Origin of the sequence: Paenibacillus chungangensis (assembly GCF_042675905.1) — a bacterium.
In the GTDB taxonomy this organism is placed as follows: Bacteria; Bacillota; Bacilli; order Paenibacillales; family Paenibacillaceae; genus Pristimantibacillus; species Pristimantibacillus chungangensis.
In genome coordinates, this window is sequence record NZ_JBHTJZ010000024.1 from 145,469 (window position 1) to 167,879 (window position 22,411).

The window sequence follows — 22,411 nt, forward strand, 5'->3', positions numbered from 1 at the left end:
AAGATTGAGAAATTGTCATTAATAATGACACAAAATCCAGTTAGCAGTCTTCGTACTTCAACTTGATGTATATGCACATCCAAAATGGATCTGCCAAGCTCCAGTTATTACTCGCTTCAGCTCTGCTGAAGCTTGGCATGCTGCGTCGGCGTTGTTCCGGATATCTTCTTGAAATGGCGGATGAATGTGCCCGCATTAGAATATCCCACTTGCTCGGCGACTTCCTTCATCGTCAGGTCGGGATTCGAATTCATCAGGCGGATCGCGGCGTGAATCCGTATCGTATGCATATAGTGATTCAGGTTGTAGCCGGATTGCTTCTTGAAGTAGGACGACAAATATACATGCGTAATAGAAAACTGTTCGGCGATCAAGGTTAGCGACAGGTCAGGATTGGCATAATGTTCTTCCATATAAGCTTTGATCTGTTCCAGCAGCGGCGTATTCGGCAGCGCAAAGCGCTTCGCTACGTCGATGTACCCCTTGCGAATTTGATTGTACAAGTACATCAGATGATAGGTGTGATTGAAGTCGGGAGCGACGTCCCATATCTCGCTTGGATTCAATTTCTTGCTGTTCATCATGACAAGCAGCAAATCGTGCAAGTAACGCAACATATTGCGGAACTGCTCGAAGGTCATATGTTTGAGCGTTTTTACCGTCATCTTGTCAAAAAAATGGTGAATGGCGTCGGAGTTGCCCTTCAACGTATAGTTGACGAGCTCCTGCTCCTTGTCGATGGACAAATGAAGGACAGCCTCCTGATCGTTGTTCCATTCCTCATAGCGGAGTACCCGAGTCATGCGGTCAGGATCGGGCACATGCTTGGAGATGGCGTCTAGCGATTCCCGCAGCGCCTTCCCGACTGCTTCCAGGCGGGTATGGGCATTGCTGACGCCGCATAATACATAGCGCTCCTCCCCGGTAGAGGCATGATTCTCCAGCAGCTCCGCAATCAGTTCCTCCAGTTCCTCGGCCTTGGAACAACCGACGATATAGATGCGCTTGTCATTGTGAGCATGCAGATGAATAAATGGGTAAACGCTGCTAAGTACGATCTCCAGCGCTTCCGCATAATCGTCGGTCGCTCTACCATATCGATCCTCTTCGATCAGCGTAAGCAGCATATACGATTGGAATTTGTGCTGAAGCGATTGCCTAACGCTAGGCTTCATCTGATATTGCTCATCGGCTAACAAGCGAAGCAATGTATTATGTTCCAGGATGACGGCTTGCTCCGTCATCTCCATCTGCATCGACGTCGTCGCATAATTCAACTTCCTGAACGTGTCGGATATGATGGCGAATTCATTCCTCGTAGCTGATGGCACAGTCCAGCCATTGAATGTGCTTGCCAGTTGCCGAAGAGGCTTGAACATCGACCAGTTCACAAGCAAGAACGCAAGATTGGCAACGAGGAACACAGCGAATAACCCGAACGTGTACCCGTTCGTACGCTGCAGCCGTTCTTGCAAGAGGCTGTCTGAGAACAAGACGGTGTACGTAAAGCTCTGACTGACTTTCTGAATGGGCGTATACGTCGTTCCCTCAATGCTGATTGTTGTCCCAGCATGCACTTCCAGCCCAGCCGCATCAGATGGTATGTCTGCAGTGCTGACGATGGGTTGGCCTGTCTGGTCGCCGATGACGATGACATTGTCCAGCAGTTTTGTTTCGCTGTTCAGATAACCGAGTAGCTCGGTTTTTTCCACTTGCGCGAAGATATAACCTTCCGGGAACAGCCGGTAAGCGAATAGAATCATTTTATTGAAGTCGTACAATTGCTCCAGTTGATTGCTTTCATGAAGACAACGGCAACTCTCTAGACCGTTCTTCACTTCCAGACTGTCGTAGAATACGTTAAGATTGCGGGTTCCGTCGCTGCTGATGACCATGTCCTGATTGGGAAAGTAGACGGAAATTTGGGCACGGAACGGCAACTTCAGATTGGATTCCAACAGCATGTCTTTATAAGTCAGCAGTTCGGTTTGATACGTCCGCGAATTTTTCGGATGAATGGATAGAAACTTGGTATCCGGGTTTACGCTGATATCGTAAATTGCTGTCCGAATCTCATGCCACTCCTTGGATAGATTGCCTGACAGCTGATCAAGGAAGTCTTTATTTGTTTCCAGAACTTGCTCTTTCACATTGTTTTTCAGATAGACATAGTTAAATCCCAGCAAGCAAGAAAGCGAAATAATGAAAATCATATTGACCACAAGCAGCTTCGATAGAACGCTGCTCTTCTGAATACGTGAAGTAACAGAGCGGAACAAGCTGTACATCCCGGAAGCCCCCTTTAATTGTACAGTGTGTGTTGCAGCCTGAATCTCTCTCTGATTTTTTTAAAAATGAATACGCTTGCAAAAATGCGATATCAGCTCTATCTATGTTGATTATTATAATCGCATTCTGGGTATCTGTCTCGCGATACTGAAATATTGAACAGGACATTAATTATTGGAAACACGCTTCTTACGCGGTGCTGTCGTGTTGGCCCTTGTTAATATTCAGCTGTCATTTATAACGATATGAATTATTAGGAACGATGTGAAATGTTGCGCATTGCCCCGGAACGGAGACGTCCATTAAGCTAATGTTATCAAGAGCGGCCGACACATAATAAGGCGGTTTGAGATGAAAAGAAAAGGCTTACATTTTGTTTACGTATTGTAAAGCTGTAAAGCGCACAGGAGGGGTGAACTTGCAAAGATTGCAACTACAAAAAAGAAACGGTATTTTACAAATGCTTTGGAAGCAGCGTTACTTGCTGCTGATGGTCTTGCCGGGGTTTCTGCTTATTCTTGTTTTCAAGTACGTTCCTATGTACGGTGTGACGATCGCTTTCAAAAGTTATGACGCTTCATTAGGATTTCTGAGGAGCCCATGGATCGGTTTTCAGCATTTCCAGGCTTTTTTCGACAGCCCGATGAGCTGGAGAATTGTTAAAAATTCATTGTTGCTGGCGTTTTATTCACTGCTGTTCGGTTTCCCAGCACCCATCATATTTGCGCTTCTACTCAATGAGTTGCGGCACAAACTGTTTAAGCGGACTGTGCAGACGATTACGTATTTTCCGCATTTTCTGTCTGCGGTTATCGTCATCGGATTCGTTCACGAGTTCACATCAGTAGAGGGGATTATTAACGAGGTGCTGAGCTGGTTCGGTATGGAGCCAAGAACGCTTCTATATCTGTCGGAATGGTTCAGGCCTCTGTATATTGGTTCCAGCATATGGCAGGAGCTGGGGTATGGAGCCATTATATATCTCGCGGCGTTGACTGGTGTCGACCACTCGCAATACGAAGCTGCGGTAATAGACGGGGCGAACCGCTGGCAGCGGCTGCGATACGTCACATGGCCCGCAATTATTCCCGCGACAACGGTCATGCTTATATTGAAGCTGGGCTCCATCTTGAGCACAGACTTCCAGAAAGTACTGCTCATGTACAATCCTAAAATTTACGATACCGCAGACGTCATTGAGACCTATGTATACCGGGTCGGAGTGCAAGGCGGTCAATTCGAATACGGTGCCGCTGTCGGCTTAATGCTATCGGTCATCAGCTTCGTACTTATTGTGTTCGCCAATTACTTCTCCAAGAAAGTATCCGAGAACAGCTTATGGTAAAGGAGTGAATCGCCTTGAAAACATATAACGAAGGCATTTGGTCGAAGACGTTCGATTTCATAAACTACATGTTCATGATTGTGCTTTGCGTAATAATGCTGTATCCGCTGCTGAATACGTTCTCTGTATCTATCAGCAGTCCCGACCTGATTGCTCAGGGCAAGATTAGCTGGTACCCGCAAGGCTTCGACATTCACGGTTATAAATATATTTTTCAGAGCAACGATATACTGACTGCTTACAAAAATACGATCGTCTATCTGGTGATCGGCACATTCCTGCAGTTGCTGCTCACCTCCCTGTTCGCGTATCCGCTAGCGGTAAGCGAATTCATTCTGCGCAAGCCGCTCGCCATATTCGTCATTATAACGATGGTGTTCAACGGCGGATTGATTCCCACTTTTCTTCTGATGCGGGATCTGCAATTGTTCAATACGATGTGGGCTATCGTGTTGCCGGTCGCGATGAGCGCTTTTAATATTATTATTTTCCGGACATTCTTCCAGGATATTCCGAAGGAGTTGCGCGAATCGGCTTATTTGGACGGGGCAAACGACATCGGCATTCTATTTCGCATCTATTTGCCGCTTTCCAAGCCACTGCTGGCCACCTTTGCTCTGTTCGGTGCGGTCATGTTCTGGAATATGTGGTTCGAGCCGATGATTTATTTCAACGACGAGAAATATCAGCCGATTCAGCTTATACTGCGAAGAATGACAATAGAACTGAATGATTACACCGATGTCGGCGGTCTGCAGCGTTATATCGAGACGTTTAACGTGAATCCGAAGAACATCAAGATGGCTGCGGTCATCGTCACTATTTTGCCAATATTGTTCATCTACCCGTTATTGCAGAAGCACTTCGTCTCGGGCATGATGATCGGTTCGGTGAAAGGTTAATAGCGGTTGATCTATAATTCACATAGATAGATTAACAATACAAATAATGGAGGGGTTATATTGAAGAAGACATCACTTATTCTATTCAGTCTGATGCTTGTCGCGACGTTCGCGCTTGCAGGATGCAGCGGCAACAACGAGAACAAACCTGCAGATACCGGGAATTCCGGTGAGAACGCTCCGCCGGCAGGGTCTAATGAAGAATCGATTAAAATCCAGGCGTATATGTCCAGCTTTGGGGACGACCCTCGTGAGACCGAGTTATATAAGCTGTGGAAGGAGAAGATGGAGCAGCATATTGGCAAGAAGCTTGATATTGAGTGGATCTATGTGAACAGCGACGATTATCCGGAGAAGATCAAGTTGACGCTGGCCAGCGGCGATACGCCGGACATCATGTCGGGAGTGAAGGATGCCGAGGTCATGTTTCAGTTCGGCAATCAGGGAGCGCTACTGGATATTGCGCCGTATCTGGATGAGTACGCTCCGAACTACAAGAAGTATCTGGAGTCCACCAAGTTCTCCGATAAGAGTATGTATACACCGGAGGGCAAGATGTTCTTCTTCGGTGACGGCTTCAACAACGACACCGGATTGGCAGGTTCGGCTTATCCCGCACTGTACCGGTTCGACATTTTTGAGAAGCACAATATTAAAATTCCTGAAAACTGGGATGAATTCTACGATGCCGCCAAAAGGCTGAAAGAGCTTTATCCGGATTCTTATCCGGTGAACGCACAAGAATGGCCGAAATTCTGGGATGCGACATCTTTGTCCAATCATACCAAAAACGACATTTATTGGAATGGTCAAGAGTACGTCTATGGACCAATGGAAGAATCCTTCAAAGAAGGCTTGATGTATATCCGCAAGCTATATGATGAAAAGCTGCTTGATCCGGAGTTTCTGAGCCAGTCGCAAGATCAGCTTCAGGCGAAGGTGACGACGGGCAAATCGTTCATGATTCCGATAGCGTGGGCAGGCTGGTGGGAGAAGTACTCCGTTCCCACTGAAGGAGTTGAGTGGGGTGCGGCTGTCAACGCGAAAAATGAAAACTACGGCGATCAATGGGTGCTGGGGCCGGCGTTATTGGGGCAAACGATCTTCCCGAACTACGGCGTGATGATTTCCAAAAAGACCAAATATCCCGAGTTGATTATTCAATTGCTCGACTATCAATACTCGCCGGAAATGGTCGATCTGATGCATTGGGGCGTTGAGGGCAAAACGTATGAAATGGTGGATGGCAAGCGAGAGTTCATTAATGAAAGCGGCGAATGGGAGGAGCTGTCCGCGTTCGGCCTAGGCGAGCCATGGACGCGCCAAGGGTTCGTCTATGCGCCTCAAAACTACTCTACCGACTACATCAAATATAAAAAAGTGAAGTTCTACGCGAATGGCAGTATTGAAGAAATTCGTCCACAGGAGGGAATGGGCAGGCTGGATTCCGAGAAAGTCATCCCTCCATATGAACAATCTCCAGTTATTCGTCTGAGCAAGCAGGATGAGGCTAAAAAAGCCCAGGTGATGACGGCGGTCAGCACGTATCTGGACGAGAATATTTATAAATTCCTGCTGGGAGAAAGAGATTTCAGCGAGTGGGATGACTTCAAGAACGAATTAGCGAATATCGGTGATTATCAGTCGATCGTAGATATGATGAACGAACAGTTGTCCCAGTAAGAAGTAGAAGCCTGGCGGCGTGAGAGAGTGGCGCTGCCGGGCTTTTTTTCTCTCATGCAGAATGAATTAGAAAGGAATGGATGAACGATATGAAGAAAATGACTGAGAGCAGCAGAGGAACTGAGGCGTGGCGCTCCATTCCCGGGGATATGTACGATTGGAAGAAAACGATGCAGCCGGAAACACCTTATCGGCATGATTATAGCCAGAAGCTGACGATGAAGCTGTTCTTGTCGGAGCCCGACGGCAATGGTGGATCCGCTGTATATTGCACGTTCTCCCAGGCACTCCGCTATATCGAAGAGACGGACCAGATTACGAGGGGCATACCGAAAGTCGTCTATCTCGTAGGCTGGCAGTACAACGGTCACGACGACCAGTACCCTGCATGGGATGAAGTGAATGAGCGATTGAAGCGGCCCCAGGATCGCACAGCCAGAGACAGCTATCTGTGGCTCGTCGAGGAAGCTCGCAAGCATCACACGACGATTAGTGTACATGCCAATATGACAGATGCTTACGACGATAGTCCATTGTGGGAGCAATATGTGAAGGAAGACCTTCTTGCCCGTCATGAAGACGGCTCCCTGATGCAGATAGGCGTGTACAACAATAGAGCCGCTTATCATATCTGTCCGAAGCGGGAATGGGAGAGCGGGATGAGCGTGAAGCGCATTGATAAGCTTATCCAGCTTTTGGAGCTGGATAAGTCCGGAACGGTCCATCTCGACGCTTATTTCCCTCGCAACAATGCTTATCACGGAATAAGCGAGGAAGAGGAATCCGCCTATATTCGTCGCGTCATTCGTTATTTCAATCAACGCGGCGTCGACGTGACGAGCGAGAATTTCAATCACAAGCGAGATGATCCCTTCATCGGGCTGCAGGCTTGGAGCTGGGTGCTGGATCAATGCGACGAGCGGCATTATCTGGAGCGTCCCGCTTCATTGGCGAGCGGCGGCGTCATCCGTGATTATTCCACTTCGGATATTCCATTCCGTAGGGATCTGGAATTTCTGTTCGGGGCAGGCATGCACGGGGAAGGCATCTATCTGGAGGCGGCTAAAGGCGGTTATGCCAATTGGCATGGGGAGTTCATCGAGCAATTCTGCTTAAGGATGCTCTACTCCCTCTACTTGAATCGGCTGGACCGGCTACGCATGGAAGGCGAGGGCGAGGAGCGAATCGTTCATTATTCTGGCGATCATACTGTCAGCTTGGCAGACCGTACCTTGCGCTGCGATGGCCGACTTCTACGGGATGGCGACGATATGCTACTTCCCGCATCATGGCGTCAGACGCCGGAGCTGATTGCGTTCAGCAAGTCGGGATACAGCAGCAAGAGCTGGTTGCTGCCATCGGATTGGACCGGTATAGAAGCGGTTGATCTGTACGAGATTACGGTGAATGGATTGAAGGAAAGGAAGACGGGGCATCGCCTGGAGGCAGGAAAGTTAACGCTTGCCTTGGAGCCGGGGATGGCTGTATCGGTAGTGCCTTGTGATGGCTGAAGCAGGTCTCATGCGCATCGTAATGGAGTATCCGGTTATATTGGTTTACTTAACTAGGAGAGAGGAGGGGGCGTATGTTATCACTTGACTATGTGAATATCGCCGATTTCGGAGCTAGGCCCAATAAGGGCGAAGACAGCACGGAGGCAGTACGGAAAGCGATTGCGCATTGTCGCAAGCACGGGATCGGCAAGCTGGTGTTTGAGCGAGGGCGCTATGATTTCAAGCATCCGTCGTTTCTAGAGCAATATGATCAGGTCATGAAGCATGGCGCACAGATGGATCTCGGACAGTCGTCGGAGCAGAAGGCAGTTGCATTCCGTTTGGAAGATATGAGCGATTTTGAATGGGACGGGGGCGACTCGGAATTTGTGTTCCACGGACTGGCGCAACCGTTCGCCTGTCTGCGATGTCGCAGCCTGAAGCTGCATCGCTTTACAGTGGATTGGCATAGGCCCTTGTTCTTGCAAGGGGTTGTGGGAGATGCTGGTGACAGTAGCGCTATCGTCGAACTGGGCAAGGGATATGAAGTGGATGGCCCGGTTCCGATAGCGGCATTGTTGAATTACGACCCTGATTCGGAGTACCCGCTCACAGGAACGGTGGATGCTTTCCATTGCGTGGAACGCACGGAATGGCTGGCGCCGAATCGGCTGAAGCTGCACTATTCGAGACCTCAAGGCTTGAAGCCGGGCATGCATTTTGTCATGAGACATCTGATGAATTATCGGATGGGCATTCTGTTCTACGAATGTTCGCAAGTGCAAGTACATGATGTAACGCTTCGTTATACGCCGGGTATGGGGATTATCGGGCATCGCAGCGAAGATTTGGCGTTTACCCGATTGAAGGTAGCGCCGGGTGCGGGCCGGGTGCTGTCGACGAATACGGATGCGACGCACTTCATAAGCTGCAAGGGAGAGATCTCATTTACAGAATGCAGCTTTGAAGGCATGGGAGACGATGCGGTGAATGTGCATGGATTTTATTTCCGTGTGCGAACCCTCATCGACGACTATACGATTGAAGCATTCGTGGATATTGAGCCCCAGTCCGAGATGCCGGAGTATCCGGACGCCGGAGATGCAATCGAATTCGTTCGGGGCGATACGCTGGAACCCTATGCCACCCATGTGCTGGAAGCAGTGGAGAGAAAGTCGAATGGAGTTGTTCTGTTCAAGTTCCGTCAGCCGATTCCACCCGGGATGAACATGACAGACTTGATGGCGAACGCAACGCGGGTAGCCGCGTTAACGATGACGGATTGTACCGTCCGCAATAATCGGGCGCGTGCCATTCTTGTTCAGACGAGGAATGTGAGAATTGAAAACTGCCTCTTCGATCATTGCACGGGAACGGCGATACACCTGAATTGCTCAATCCACTGGTATGAGAGTCTTACCGTCCGGCAGGTCGTTATTCGCAACAATAAGTTTCTGGAGTGCGGCGGCGGGTGCGGGACGATCGGTGGAGCGGGAGTGATGACAGTGAGCGCCGAAGGCGCCGAATCGGTCTTGGTCGTTCACCGTGACATTCAATTCCGGAACAATATCGTCTATGGACGAGGCGGCTTGGGACTTCGAATTCAGTCGGCTGAGCATATGATCGTTGCGGATAACCAGTTCAACGGCTGCTCTCCGATTGCGGAGCTGGATCATTCGCGTCACATACGATTTCGGGGCAACCGATACGATCGCAATCGTGCCGGGATTGTCATCGGAGAAGGTTGCGTGGACAAGACGATAGAATTGGGGAAAGAGCAGTGATGGATAATAGCGCAGCAGTCGGGAACAGGCCAATGCCGCGCGTCTTCCGGGTAACCGATTACGGGGCGAGACGGGATAGCGGAGAAGATAGCGCAAGGGGAATTGCGGCTGCGATCTCCGCCGCTTCCTCTGTGGATGGTCCCGTCGTGATTCAGTTCCCGTGCGGTCGCTACGATGTATTCTCAGAAGAAGCCACAAGAGCGCCTTATTATGTATCCAATACGGCAAGTGAAGAAGAGCATCCCGATCCCGTGAAGACGATAGGTATCTTGCTTCGCGGGATGAATCAGTTCCGGATAGAGGGCAACGGTTCCTTACTTGTGTTCCACGGCCGTATGACGCCAATTGTACTGGATGGATGCCGGGAAGGAGAGATCTGCAATCTGAGCATCGATTTCGCCCGGCCGACAATATCGGAGATGCAAATAACGGCAGTCGGAGATCGCTACTGGGATGTGGTAGTTCATCCCGATTCACACTATGAGCTTGCCGATGGAGCGTTGCACTGGATAGGCGAGGGCTGGAGCCATCGCAGCGGTCCGGCACAGGAATACGATCCCGCCAGCAACCGGACGTGGCGGGTGCCCAATCCTGTCACGACAGCAGAGCGCATCGAGGAGCTGCAGCCGGGCAAGCTCCGGCTGTGGTTCCGGGACGAAGCCGCTACGCATACTGAGGTTGGGCGTGTGTTCCAGATGCGCGACGGTATTCGGGATCAGGTAGGAGCGCTCATTGTCGGATGTCGGGATATCGCGTTCCGGGACATGTGGATGCGGTATATGCACGGCCTTGGCATCGTGGGGCAGTTCAGTGAGAATCTGACGTTCGAGCGTCTTAAGCTGGCCCCCGATCCCTCTAGCGGCAGAACGGCGGCAGCATTCGCCGACTTCTTTCATCTGTCCGGTGTGAAGGGCAAGGTGAGTGTGACTGACAGTCACTTCGTCGGTGCTCATGATGATGCCATTAATATTCATGGTACGCATCTGCGAATCGTAGGAAGCGATGGCGAGAGGCGGATACGCGTTCGTTTCATGCATCCGCAGAGCTACGGTTTTCAAGCTTTTCATACCGGAGACGAGATCGAGTTCATTCATGCCGATACGCTCAGGTCTTACGCTGCCCGCAGTGTTGTAGCCGTACGAGTCTTGAGTCTGCGGGAGATTGAGCTTGAGTTAGACGCTCCGGCTCCTGCCACGAAGGAGGGGGATGTGGTAGAGAATGCAACCTGGACGCCTGAAGTGGATATTAGCGGCAACAGCTTCAGTCGAATCCCGACACGCGGCGTTCTCCTGACGACGCGTCGCCCGGCGCTTATCGCGCACAATCGATTCGAGAAGATGACGATGAGCGCCGTCTTAATCGCCGACGATGCCAGCAGTTGGTACGAATCCGGGATGGTGCGGCATGTTCAAATCATGCGGAACCGGTTCATGGACTGCGGTAGTGCCAGTGCCCCAGTCATTCTGATCCATCCCGAGAATACGGTATGGTCGGCGGATCAGCCTGTTCATCAGCAGATCATCATTCGAAGCAATCGGTTCGAAGATGGGAGTGCGCCACTGCTGGCAGCCAAGAGCACGGAGCATCTGATCTTCTCGGATAACGAGATATCAAGTGCGTTCAGTTCGGATAAGTATTCCGAAGCCACGGAGAAATCGTCGCCTCCGTGTATCTCGCTAACAGCCTGCAGTGAAGTCGCTATCATCGGCAATCGAACAGACAACGGCGGGCAGATGGGTCATGAGGCTGGTACCGTCATTGTTCATCATATGGAGAAACATCATATTCGGGCATGTGAAGGACTGCTCCTTGTTGACGGGGATAGGAAGCATGCTGCGGGATGTGAATTAACGAGAACGTGCGGCAAGTGAGAGAGGGATAAGCCAAGCGCGAATAGGAGGCTAAACAGATGAATCAGTCCATGCAATATCGGGAAGACGGTACCTTCACCATCATTCAATTCACAGACGTGCATTGGCATGATGGGCAGGAGTTGGATCGGCAGACAGAAGCCGTCATGCGAACCGTACTTGATCATGAAAGCCCTGATCTGGTCGTATTTACAGGAGATCTTATTCACCCTACTGACAAGGCCGATCCAATCCTGATGATGAAGCAAGCTGTGCAGGAGGTCGCGCGGCGCGGTATACCATGGGCATATATATGTGGCAATCACGACACGGAAGCCCATATTACTCGTTCCGAGCTCGTAGAGGCCGTTGCGTCAGAGCCTTACTCCGTTACCCGGCGCGGACCGGAGCAACTGACGGGGGAAGGGAATTACATTATTGAAGTTCGCAATTCGGAAGGACGTATTGCGAATGCTCTATACTTCCTTGATTCCGGCAATGTGTCGGGGCTCTCTTCGGTGGACGGCTATGACTGGATTCGGCGCGATCAGATCAATTGGTATGCGGAGCAATCCCGCTTGCTTGCGATCTCGCAAGGTGGAGTAACCGTCCCGTCGCTTGTCTTCTTCCACATTCCCCTGCCGGAATATGCGGAGATGTGGCTGGAAGGAGAGTGCTATGGGAACAAGCTGGAGAAAGTATGCTGCCCTAAGGTGAACTCCGGCATGTTCACAGCTATGCTGGAGCAAGGAGGCGTAATGGGAACGTTTTGCGGACACGACCATTTGAATGACTACTGGGGCGATTGGCATGGCATACGTTTATGCTACGGAAGAGCAACGGGTCTGAATACGTATAGGAGAGAAGGATTTCATCACGGCGCGAGAGTCATTCGACTCCACGAGAGTCGTCCCGGTTTCGAATCGTGGCTAAGATTGGGGAACGGAGAGATAATTATGCAGCAGGAACCCAACCCTCGTTAAAGTAGCAAGGCTGTTCCTGAATACATAGAGCAGATTTCAGGAACAGCCTCTTATTGCGCCTTGTCATGAGAATTGAGGCGATTGAGGCGCCATCCGTTAACCGGTCACCTGGAAGCTTACCGTCTCCATCGCTCCCCGATTGCCGTTCTTATCGATTGCATACACATCAATTCTGTACGTCTGAAGCGGCGCTTCCCAAGGGATAGTGTACGACCACGTATAAGTGCCGTCTGCTTCGCGCTTCATCACATCGAAGATGCTGTAGTCCGGAATGCGAACGATGGATTTATCGAGCTCGATGTCCGGAGCAAGATTGACATATTCCACCTTCATTGTGACCTGTTCTCCTCGCTTTCCTTCATTCTGTTGGAACGTCGCTTTTACTTCGTAAGACGGATTCATAACAAAAACCTCCTCATTAATTTATACTGACTAGTCAGTTATAATGATAGCAAGCTATGAAAAAAATGTCAATGTTGATATGGATAGACTGATATGGACACGATGAAACGAAATAGCCCTGCCCGTTCATCGCGTTCGCGACAATGAGCAGGGTTGTTGCACTTGTAGGTATATTATAACTTGGAGTATAACCGCACGCGAAATATTCGCAATCTCGATCAAATTAGCAGGCGGGCAGCTATGTTATGCTACTGACATGAGGTGATCACGTGACAACAACTCATTCGATGATTCACAAAGCGCTGCAATATATCGAAAGCCACCTGGGGGAGGAACTGCGGCTGGAGCATATCGCAGCTGCGGCAGGCTTCTCCATGTATCACTTTCATCGCTTGTTCCAGGAGCAAATTGGGATGACGACGGCGGACTACATCCGAAGCCGGCGTCTCGCACTGGGAGCGGCGATGCTGATGCATACGGACGAGGAGGTGTTGCACATCGCGCTGCAATGCCGATTCCAATCCCAGGAGGCGTTCACGCGGGCGTTCAAGAAGCTCTATCAGCTTCCGCCCGGACGGTACCGCAAGCTTATGGCAAGTGTAACGGCGCAGAAGAAAGAGTATAAAGGAGAGTGCGAGAAGATGGAGAAGCAAAATGTGACAGGCTGGCTACTAAGCGGGTCCGACCCTTCCCGATATGAGATGGGGACTGACAGGCAGCATGTGCATATGGGGCAAGTGTCTGGCTATTTGAAGTCATTATCAGCGACTACGGCGGAGCAGTTCGCGACGATGATGCAGCAGTTCCGGGCCGACAAGTACAGAGGTGAGAGAGTAAAGCTTTCCGCATTCATCCGAACGGAAGACGTGAAGTGCTTCGCCGGCTTGTGGATGCGCGTGGACAATGCTGCCGGAGATACGCTGCAATTCGATAATATGAGCGACCGTCCCATCGTGGGCAACCATACATGGAATCAGTATTCCTGCGTGCTTGATGTGCCTGAAGACAGCGCTACGATCTCATTCGGAGTGCTGCTGACGGGAAGCGGCAAGGTGTGGATGGACGGTTTTGCGTTCGAGAAGGTTGACCGCCGTGTAGCCAGCACGAATATGGGAATGAGCGCAGAGCTGCTGGACGAGCCGACGAACTTGAATTTTGAAGCTACTGTTTAATGAATCGGGTGAGCAGTTGCCGGACCAGTTCCCGGCGGCGTCTATCATTCCGAGCAGTTGCTGGCCGTCCGCCCGGATAAGAGTAAACTGACGCTTGCGCCGGATAGTCCTGTATGGAGAGGCAAACCGTCTCGCATTTGGGCGGAGGGCGTCGATTGCCGGTGGGGAATAGGGGATATGTTATGATAAGAGTGAGATGAGTACGAGGGGGATATGGGGTGAGAGAAATCCATACGAGCAGATTATACTTGAAGCAGATGGAGCAAGCGGACGCAGGAGCGCTATATAGCATTTGGTCCGATCCGGCTGTTACGGCATTTATGAATATCAGTGCGATGACTGATGTAAGTCAAGCGATGGAAATGATTGGGTTGCTTACGGAATTGGAACGTGAGAATAAAGCGGTTCGATTCACTGTAAGAGATCGGAAGAGTAAAGACATTATCGGTTCCATCGGCTTCAACACATTAGACTTTGACAATGAGAGAGCGGAAGTAGGATATGACATTTCAAAATCTCATTGGGGCAAGGGATTCGCCGGTGAAGCTATTGCAGGGATGATGGAGTATGGATTTGGTCAATTAGGGCTTAACAGAATAGAGGCGAAAGTAGAGCCGGATAACAACAACTCGATCAGAGTGCTGGAGAAGCTTCGTTTTACATTGGAAGGAACGCTCAGACAATATGAAAAAATAAATGGAAAGTTCGTTGACTACCGTGTATATTCGAAGTTGAAAGCAGACGAATGAGATGAATGGTCTTGCACGATTAAGGAAGGGAGGCGAAGCTTGTGGATTACGAAGTAAAGCACGAAGGAGCTTTTGCCATGCTGTGCGTGGAGCTGTCGCAAGGAGATCGGGTCAAGGCGGAGTCGGGCGCAATGGTATCGATGACGCCAACATTGGAGCTGAAGGGGACGACTGACGGTGGCGTGATGCGGGGATTGGGCAGAATGCTCAGCGGGGAAAGCTTCTTCTTTCAGGAAATCACTGCCGCGCGAGGAGGCGGGCAGCTCGTGCTGGCGCCCAAGTCAATCGGTGATATTCGTGCGGTCGAGCTGGACGGCAGCTACAAGCTGCTGGTGCAGAAGGACGGCTTCCTGGCTGCAACAGACGGTATCGAGGTCAGCACGAAGATGCAGAACCTGAGCCGCGGAATATTCTCGGGTGAAGGTTTTTTCATCGTTGAGATTAGCGGACGAGGCACTGTCTTCCTCTCTTCATTCGGCGCGATCAGCGAGGTGAAGCTGGGGGCGGGCGAGGAGATCATCATCGACAACGGCCATCTGGTCGCCTGGCCCGGTTATATGGAATACAGCATCGAGAAGTCTTCGCGTGGCTGGGTATCCAGCTTCAAGAGCGGCGAGATGCTCGTATGCCGCTTCCGCGGCGAAGGCACCGTACTTATTCAGAGCCGCAATCCTTCCGGATTCGGCAGCTGGCTGCGCCGCTTCATCCCGACTTCATCCAGCTAGCACGGGCTTTTGCTTCAGATAACCCTATCATAGCGCCGCGTCCGCCGTGTACAGTTGTACGAAAAAACGTACAACTGTACCAACTTAAGCGCTCAAACCAAACAAGACCCGAGTAGCAGAGGGTTTGTATGAAAAATCGTACAAATCCCCTTGCCTGAGCGCCGAACAGTGGCAAATTGTACGAAAAATCGTACAAATCCCCCAACCTGAGCGCCGAACAGTGGCAAATTGTACGAAAAATCGTACAAATCCCTCAGTTTGAGCGCCGAACAGTGGCAAGTTGTACGAAAAAACGTACAAATGCCCCGGACTGAGCGCCGAACAGCGGCAAGTTGTACGAAAAAACGTACAAATGCCCCGGACTGAGCGCCGAACAGCGGCAAATTGTACGAAAAATCGTACAAATGCCCTAGCCTGAGCGCCGAACAGTGGCAAATTGTACGAAAAATCGTACAAAATGGCGTATGAAGTAGGAAACAGCTCATCATTTGCTAAATATTCACATCAGCATCTCCCAGCTTCAACTCCAGCAACACGGGACAATGGTCGCTGCCCATAACGGCAGAGTGAATATCGGCTGCCGCAATGGCAGGAGCCAGCTTCTCCGAGACGAGGAAGTAGTCGATGCGCCATCCGATATTCCTCTCACGTACCTTCGGCATGAACGACCACCATGTATAGACGTCGGTTCGATCCGGATATAGATGACGGAAGGAATCCACATAACCGGCCCCAAGCAGCCGTGTCATGCACGATCTCTCTTCCGACGTAAAGCCGGCATTGCCGTGATTAGACTTGGCGTTCTTGAGATCAATCTCTTGATGTGCGACATTCAGGTCGCCGCATAAGACGACTGGCTTGCGCGTCTCCAATTCCGCAATGTAAGCGAGGAAGCGTACTTCCCACTCCATTCGATAGTCCAGTCTGGACAGGTCGCGTCGCGCATTGGGCGTATATACATTAACCAGGTACCAGTCTTTGAACTCCAATGTAATGACGCGTCCTTCGAACTCGGAGTCTTCTTCCAATCCATAACGGACGCTTAACGGTTGCAGCTTTGTGAAGATTGCCGTACCGGAGTAGCCCTTCTTCTCGGCATAGTTCCAGTACTGCTGGTACTCCTCGCCTAGATCCATTTCAATCTGGCCTTCTTGCAGCTTCGTCTCTTGCAGGCAGAAGATATCGGCATCCATCTCGCGGAAGTAATCAAGAAATCCCTTTTTCACGCAAGCACGTATACCGTTTACATTCCATGATATCAATTTAATCATTGCTTTCGCTCCAAGCTGTCCATTCTTTTAGTAATAATTCGATTCGAATCCGCTGAATGCGACGATAGCGACGACGAATATGAGAATAATCACGGCATAAATTGCGGTGCCGATAATGCCGCACACCAGACCGGCGATAGCCAATCCCCGTCCTTGCTCTTGCCTCTGCTTAATCTCCTTGAACGCCAGACTTGCGAATATAATGGCAACTATGCCAATAATAAACCCGAGATATGGGATTATGATAGCCAGAATGCCAAGCACAAGCGCTGTAATCGCCTTTCCGTTCGTCTTGGGCGGATACGAATGCAGGGGTTGCTGCTGGTAACCGTATGAATATTGTTGGTTGTTGTTCGGATATTGCGGGTCCATGACGTTGCTGCTGCCTCCTCTTGTGAAGTATCCGTTGTTTAATAGAATGTTTAATGTCGTAAACATCATAGCAGACATCCTTACCGGCGACAATAAAAACACTCTCCCAATCGGGAGAGTGCAAGGAATACGCTGGATCGTCCTGCGAAAACTATTACAGTTTTAAGCTGACGATCAATACGACTGCGAGAATAGCGATGAAGAAGCCGATGACCATAGTCAAGTAACGGGATAGAGCGATAGCGTCATTCGGGTGCTGAGTGAGCTTTTTTTTCAGCTTGGCTCCCATTATTCCCGCGATGATCAGGAACAACAGAATAATGGTGCCGCCGGCTTTCTCCATCATATCCAGCCAGAATGGCTTGTTGCTGCCGAGGTCGAGTTGAACGATCATCACAACGCCACTGATCAGTACGACGAAAGCGGACGGATGGGCGAAGCGGTTAAAGATACGAATAATAGATCCGGTAAGTCTATTAACATCGGCTGTTCCTAGTTGCGCCTTTAGCAGGATCAGCATGATAACGATCGTCATGATTGCGCCAGCCCAGAGAATTAGTCCCGTCAAATGAGAAAATAGCATAAATCCGTACATATAGTAGTCCTCCTTATTGATAGCTTTCCGATGAAATATGCCGGGCAGATGCATGAGGTGCGCTGCGCTTAATCCAACGCTCCAGCAAGAGTAGCAGGGAAGGGAGCAGCATGCCCCGGATAATAAAAGTATCCATAATAATGCCAATGCCCATCATGAAGCCGAATAGGAACAGTTCCTGCAACGGTTGCGTCATCAGGACGCAGAAGGTGGCTGCAAGGATAACGCCTGCCGAGGATATCACTCCGCCAGTCGCTGACAAGCCATGGAAGACCGCTTCCTTCCATGAGCGACGCTTCGCTTCTTCCATAATGCGCGACACGAGCATGATGTTGTAATCGACGCCAAGCGCGATTAAGAAGACGAACGTATACATCGGCAGCCGGTAGCTGATGGATTCATAACCGAAGCCTAGACTGACAATAAGCCAGCTTAATCCGAACGCCGCAGCATAAGACAGCAGCATCGTAGCCATCATGGTAAGAGCGATCAGTATCGATCTTGACTGGAAGATGAGCATAATCGTAATGAGCAGGATGACGATGGAAAACACGAGCATCGTGTCACGTTCGTTCATGCTTCGGACGTCCAACTGCTGAGCGGTAGGACCAGCGTAATGAAGTCGATACTGATCGGCATCCAGCCCGGCTTCCTCAAGCAGCTGCTTGCTATTGTCCCGCAGCCCGTCGATAACTTGCAGGGCGGAATGCTCGTAGGGGTTATCCGCCAAGGTCAATTGCAGGCGTACAGCCTGACCGTCGACAGCCATGAAGTCGCGCGGCAATTGTCCTTCCAGAATGCCGGCCGAAGCTTGCTCCACATTCGGCGTCAGCTCGCTTACACCCTCAGTTGCTTCAAGAGACTTCGTCAGCGCGTTCAGCTTAGGAAGCCACTCCTCCGATAGATCGATTGGCAAGTCACTCTCCAGAATAATGGTCACCGGAGCTAGTCGACCCTTCGGGAAATTCTGTTCCAGGAGCTCGAAGCCTTGACGCGAGGACAGATCCTCGGGGAACGACTTCATCAGGTTGAAGGAGAAGCTGATGCCGGGCACATTAACGGCGGCGAGCAGCATTACGGCGGTAATGGCTCCGGCTGTGTAACCGGGCCGCTTGACGACCAGCTTCGCGATCCTCGCCCAGAGCGGTTGCTTGCGTGGTCGTGCGGCTGCGGATTTTGTCGTAACACGGCTTCTTCCGAGTGTTGCCGTATCTGCTCCGGGCACTTCCCCGTCTTCACCGCTTCCCAGTTCCTGCTTCGGCTTGAACGGCCAGAAGGCGGCTCTTCCCGTCAATGTGAATACGGCAGGGATTAGCGTCAGCCCGCCCAGGAGAATGACGGTCATGGCGATGGAGAATACGGGAGCGAAATAATAATAAGGCTGGAATACGGCCGTGAACAAGACGGTGACCGCAATCAGTACCGTGCCGCCGCTGAATAGAATAGGCTCGCCTACCCGCATCATTGCCGCCTGCATTGCATCGTGCTTGCTCGTTGTCTTCCGGAGTTCTTCCCTGTAGCGGGAGACGACGAACAGGCAGTAATCCGTTAATACGGCGAATAACAAGATCATCATGATCGATAAAGCTTGCTTGTCTACCGTAATCCAGCCGTTTTGCGCCGCCAGCCCGAGCAGACGATCGACAGCCTGATAGACGATTCCCGCGATCAATAGGGGAATCAGGGCAAGCAAAGGCGAGCGGTATATCGCAATAAGCAGAATGAGAATAAGGCCGACAGTAGAGAAGAGCAAGACAAGATCCGCATCTGTGAACAGCTTGATGGTGTCGGAGGCAATGCCTGCCGGTCCTGTGATTTCCAGTAGCATGGCGCCTAATCCGATGGACTCGCCATGCTCACGAATATCTTCCAGTGTGTCATAGATGACGCCGGATTCCGCCTCTTTCTGGAAAGCGGCTTGAAGAAGCAGTGTGCTTCCATCGTCCGAGAACAGCTTGTCTTGCGTCTCTACGGGGAGCATATGGAAAGGTAAAGCTCCTGCGATGGCGGCTGGCCGTTCCTCGGAAGAAAGCCATTCGCTCATTGTACTTATCGCTTGCCGTTCATCCGCCGTAATGGGCTGGTCGCTATGGAAGACGAGCAGCGCCGTCAATCCTTGATCCGACGGAAAGTGTTTATCTGCCAGCGCTTTGGCTTCGGCGGATGGCGTATTCGCATGAATGCTGCCTTCGCTGCTGCTAATGGCATGTTGTTTGGCGCCGGGAGCAATGCCGGACAAGATGACGATGGCGGCAAGCCATATGACCAGCACCGCTATACTTCCTCGCTTGCTGCTGACGAAGCGAGCGTAAGAACGCAGTAATGTATGCATGTCTAATGTACCTCCTGCTTTGATCTTCTTTGATCGTAGAGGAGGAATATGAACAAACGATGAATGGAGTGTTACAAAAAGAAGAAGACAGCCCGATAATCAATCGGACTGCCTTCCATTGGACACAGGAAGCCATACCGCAATGGACGTTCCTTTGCCTTCTTCACTGGAAGCCTGAATAGTTCCGCCATGCAGCTGAACGATCTTGCGGCATATGGCTAGACCTAAGCCGCTGCCGCCGTCGCGGCGACTCCTGGCTTTGTCCGCTTTGTAGAAGCGATCGAATATATGAGGAAGAGCATCCGGAGGAATGCCGGTTCCAGTGTCTGATACAATTATATGTACGCCTTTCGCCTCTTCGGAGATGCTAATAGCAAGCGAACCGTCTTCGTGCGAGAATTTGATCGCATTGGCGATTACATTCGTCCAGACATGATGCAGCAAGCTCTCATCTGCGTTGATCGTCGTCGCCGGCAAGTCTAGCTCCAGCTCCAGCCGCTTCTGCGTCCACTGCCATTCCAATACGATGAGAACATGGCGGATCTGCTCATCGAGACGGAAGCTGGACGGCTTCATAACGGGCGTATCCTTGTCCAGCGATGCAAGCGTCAACAGCTGCTTGCTGAGAGAGGAGAGGCGGGCGCTTTCCTCATGAATGATGTCGAGGTACTGCTTCTGTTCTTCAGGTGTCACTTCGCCCTTCAGAATAGCATCGGCGAAGCCGTGGATGGAAGTCACCGGCGTCTGGAACTCGTGGGACACATTGGCGACGAATTCCTGGCGCATCTCATCCAGTCGCTCCAGCGCGCCTGCCATATGGGAGAAGTGTCTGGCAAGATCACCGATCTCGTCCTGACGCTTCACATCCAGTGCGACCTTGTACGAGCCGCTTACAATTTTGTTGGTTGCCTTCTTCATCGCTTGGAGTGGCTTGACGATGGAGCGGGTTAGTATGACGATGAACGCCAGAATAAGCACGAAAGCGTAACTGAGCAGAAGGGCAAGCAGCACCCTCACTTCCCCAATCTGCTGCTGCAGATTGGGACGTATGAACATGGCATAGGTTTCTCCGCTAGCTTGCAGCGGAAGTCCGATCGTATTCTGGACGCTATTCTCGAAGTAGCCTAGTATTTTCAGAATATGCTTCGATTCGCTGCCGTAATAGGGATATCCGCTCAGTACTTGCCGGACTGTATCTTGCGCAATGTCATCATGCTTGAACGGATCGCCATAAGTGTGTACGTCCTGCGCCTTGTCGACAAGATAGATTTGATAGCCTAATGAAGCGACATGCTCCATATAGTTGTCGAGCCCGATAGCGGGATTGGACTGGAAGAAGCTCTGGACGCCTAGGGCAATAGGCAGCACGCTTTCCCGATTGTCGTCTTGCAGACGATACTCATAATAGTAATCGGTAATGAACAGAGCAGCCAGTCCGCTAATAAGCGTAATGCCGATAAAGCTGGCGACGATGCGCACGTATAGTGTTTTCATTTGCCCGCAGCCTCCAGCCGGTAGCCGATACCGCGAACAGTGGCGATGATGAAGTCCCCGCTTGCTTCCGCGAATCTTTCGCGTAGCCGCTTAATGTGGACATCAATGGTGCGACTGTCGCCTTCGAAGTCGTCTCCCCATACTTGCTGCAGCAGCTGTTCGCGAGTGAAGATCTGCCCGGGATGGCTCGCAAGCTGAGCCAGCAGTTGGAACTCTTTTAGTGGCAGCTGCTTGGGCACTCCTCCAATCGTCACTTCATAGCTGCGCCGATTGATGACCGTCTGGTTCAATGTAATAAGATCGGTGGAGACGATATGATAGCGCCGAAGCAGCGCCTTGATCCGGAAGATGAGCTCGGCGGGATCGAAGGGCTTGACCATGTAATCATCCGTGCCGGATAGGAAGCCCTTCGCTTTATCCTTTTGCTCCCCTTTTGCTGTGAGCAGGATGATTGGCATATCGTAATAAGTGCGGATCTCTTGACACAGCTCCCAGCCGTCCTTCAGGGGCATCATCACATCAATGATAGCCAGCTGGACGGGGTGCTGCTCCAGCAGCATGGAAGCGTGCTGTCCGTTCTCTGCTTCCAGGACGGCATACCCTTCCTTCTTCAGATGGTATGCAAGCAATTTTCGAATATGGGGATCGTCGTCTGCTATCATAATTTGCAGCTTCATGTATTGGCAGGCTCCTTTTTGTACTATTTCCGCAATATGTCTGGACTTTCCTATTTATTTCTGTCACCTAATGGGTTAATATTAGCTTAACTATACAGAATCGTTCAACCGTCAGATTGCGACGGTTTTTCTTATTTTTATTCTAGGCAAAGGAAAGGAGAGTGAGCAAGCTTGACATGGATGGTGAATGGTTTTAGAAGGTCGCCGTTTTGGGCTGCCTTTCTTTTTTTAATGTTGAAAATGGTCTTATTTCGTCAGTTTATTTTCGAAGGGATTCAGTTCGATCGGCTATT

General features: G+C 50.7%; 18 protein-coding genes. 10 read left to right on the forward strand and 8 right to left on the reverse strand.

From position 1 onward, the window contains the following. Positions 1 to 116: 116 nt before the first annotated feature. Positions 117 to 2,288, reverse strand: coding sequence for a helix-turn-helix domain-containing protein (locus ACFQ2I_RS15575; protein ID WP_377565624.1), 2,172 nt, complete (start codon positions 2,286 to 2,288; stop codon positions 117 to 119). Positions 2,289 to 2,701: 413 nt separating this feature from the next. On the opposite strand from ACFQ2I_RS15575, the gene ACFQ2I_RS15580 reads away from it, so the two are divergent. The 7 genes from ACFQ2I_RS15580 (at position 2,702) to ACFQ2I_RS15610 (ending at position 12,329) form a co-directional block, all read left to right on the forward strand. Beyond that, positions 2,702 to 3,634 (forward strand): ABC transporter permease, encoded by a 933-nt coding sequence (locus tag ACFQ2I_RS15580; RefSeq protein ID WP_377565627.1) that lies wholly within the window; start codon positions 2,702 to 2,704, stop codon positions 3,632 to 3,634. A 14-nt stretch (positions 3,635 to 3,648) separates the two neighbouring features. Beyond that, positions 3,649 to 4,536, forward strand: coding sequence for a carbohydrate ABC transporter permease (locus ACFQ2I_RS15585; protein ID WP_377565629.1), 888 nt, complete (start codon positions 3,649 to 3,651; stop codon positions 4,534 to 4,536). A 60-nt stretch (positions 4,537 to 4,596) separates the two neighbouring features. Next, on the forward strand, positions 4,597 to 6,219 hold the full coding sequence (locus tag ACFQ2I_RS15590; protein WP_377565631.1) for an extracellular solute-binding protein: 1,623 nt from the start codon (positions 4,597 to 4,599) through the stop codon (positions 6,217 to 6,219). A gap of 89 nt (positions 6,220 to 6,308) precedes the next feature. After that, positions 6,309 to 7,730, forward strand: a complete 1,422-nt coding sequence (locus tag ACFQ2I_RS15595; RefSeq protein ID WP_377565634.1) for an endo-alpha-N-acetylgalactosaminidase family protein — start codon at positions 6,309 to 6,311, stop codon at positions 7,728 to 7,730. Positions 7,731 to 7,804: 74 nt separating this feature from the next. Beyond that, a complete protein-coding gene (locus tag ACFQ2I_RS15600) occupies positions 7,805 to 9,496 on the forward strand; it encodes a right-handed parallel beta-helix repeat-containing protein (protein ID WP_377565636.1) in 1,692 nt (563 codons plus the stop codon). Further along, positions 9,496 to 11,367 carry an alpha-1,3-galactosidase-related protein gene (locus tag ACFQ2I_RS15605; RefSeq protein ID WP_377566021.1) on the forward strand — a complete coding sequence of 624 codons (1,872 nt, stop codon included), beginning with the start codon at positions 9,496 to 9,498 and terminating at the stop codon, positions 11,365 to 11,367. The genes ACFQ2I_RS15600 and ACFQ2I_RS15605 overlap by 1 nt, the downstream gene beginning before the upstream one ends. 38 nt (positions 11,368 to 11,405) lie before the next feature. Next, complete coding sequence (locus ACFQ2I_RS15610) at positions 11,406 to 12,329, forward strand: metallophosphoesterase family protein (protein ID WP_377565640.1); 924 nt, start codon at positions 11,406 to 11,408, stop codon at positions 12,327 to 12,329. Positions 12,330 to 12,425: 96 nt separating this feature from the next. Here ACFQ2I_RS15610 and ACFQ2I_RS15615 read toward each other — a convergent pair whose 3' ends face one another. Then, positions 12,426 to 12,731, reverse strand: coding sequence for a hypothetical protein (locus ACFQ2I_RS15615; protein ID WP_377565643.1), 306 nt, complete (start codon positions 12,729 to 12,731; stop codon positions 12,426 to 12,428). A gap of 287 nt (positions 12,732 to 13,018) precedes the next feature. Here ACFQ2I_RS15615 and ACFQ2I_RS15620 point away from each other — a divergent pair, with 287 nt between their 5' ends. The 3 genes from ACFQ2I_RS15620 (at position 13,019) to ACFQ2I_RS15630 (ending at position 15,377) form a co-directional block, all read left to right on the forward strand. Beyond that, a complete protein-coding gene (locus ACFQ2I_RS15620; RefSeq protein ID WP_377566023.1) occupies positions 13,019 to 13,903 on the forward strand; it encodes a helix-turn-helix domain-containing protein in 885 nt (294 codons plus the stop codon). A gap of 218 nt (positions 13,904 to 14,121) precedes the next feature. Next, complete coding sequence (locus ACFQ2I_RS15625) at positions 14,122 to 14,652, forward strand: GNAT family N-acetyltransferase (RefSeq protein WP_377565645.1); 531 nt, start codon at positions 14,122 to 14,124, stop codon at positions 14,650 to 14,652. Between the two features lie 41 nt (positions 14,653 to 14,693). After that, complete coding sequence (locus tag ACFQ2I_RS15630) at positions 14,694 to 15,377, forward strand: TIGR00266 family protein (RefSeq protein WP_377565647.1); 684 nt, start codon at positions 14,694 to 14,696, stop codon at positions 15,375 to 15,377. A 491-nt stretch (positions 15,378 to 15,868) separates the two neighbouring features. On the opposite strand, the gene ACFQ2I_RS15635 is transcribed toward ACFQ2I_RS15630, so the two are convergent. The 6 genes from ACFQ2I_RS15635 to ACFQ2I_RS15660 all read right to left on the reverse strand — a co-directional run bounded on the left by ACFQ2I_RS15635 (position 15,869) and on the right by ACFQ2I_RS15660 (position 22,118). Next, on the reverse strand, positions 15,869 to 16,645 hold the full coding sequence (locus ACFQ2I_RS15635; RefSeq protein WP_377566027.1) for an exodeoxyribonuclease III: 777 nt from the start codon (positions 16,643 to 16,645) through the stop codon (positions 15,869 to 15,871). Between the two features lie 30 nt (positions 16,646 to 16,675). Next, a complete protein-coding gene (locus ACFQ2I_RS15640; protein WP_377566029.1) occupies positions 16,676 to 17,020 on the reverse strand; it encodes a DUF4190 domain-containing protein in 345 nt (114 codons plus the stop codon). A gap of 154 nt (positions 17,021 to 17,174) precedes the next feature. Further along, entirely contained in the window at positions 17,175 to 17,615 is a 441-nt protein-coding gene (locus ACFQ2I_RS15645) for a hypothetical protein (protein ID WP_377565649.1), read from the reverse strand. 13 nt (positions 17,616 to 17,628) lie between these two features. Further along, on the reverse strand, positions 17,629 to 19,947 hold the full coding sequence (locus ACFQ2I_RS15650; protein ID WP_377565651.1) for an MMPL family transporter: 2,319 nt from the start codon (positions 19,945 to 19,947) through the stop codon (positions 17,629 to 17,631). A 99-nt stretch (positions 19,948 to 20,046) separates the two neighbouring features. Continuing rightward, positions 20,047 to 21,441 (reverse strand): sensor histidine kinase, encoded by a 1,395-nt coding sequence (locus ACFQ2I_RS15655; RefSeq protein ID WP_377565653.1) that lies wholly within the window; start codon positions 21,439 to 21,441, stop codon positions 20,047 to 20,049. Further along, positions 21,438 to 22,118 carry a response regulator transcription factor gene (locus ACFQ2I_RS15660; RefSeq protein WP_377565655.1) on the reverse strand — a complete coding sequence of 227 codons (681 nt, stop codon included), beginning with the start codon at positions 22,116 to 22,118 and terminating at the stop codon, positions 21,438 to 21,440. The genes ACFQ2I_RS15655 and ACFQ2I_RS15660 overlap by 4 nt, the downstream gene beginning before the upstream one ends. Positions 22,119 to 22,411: the final 293 nt, after the last annotated feature.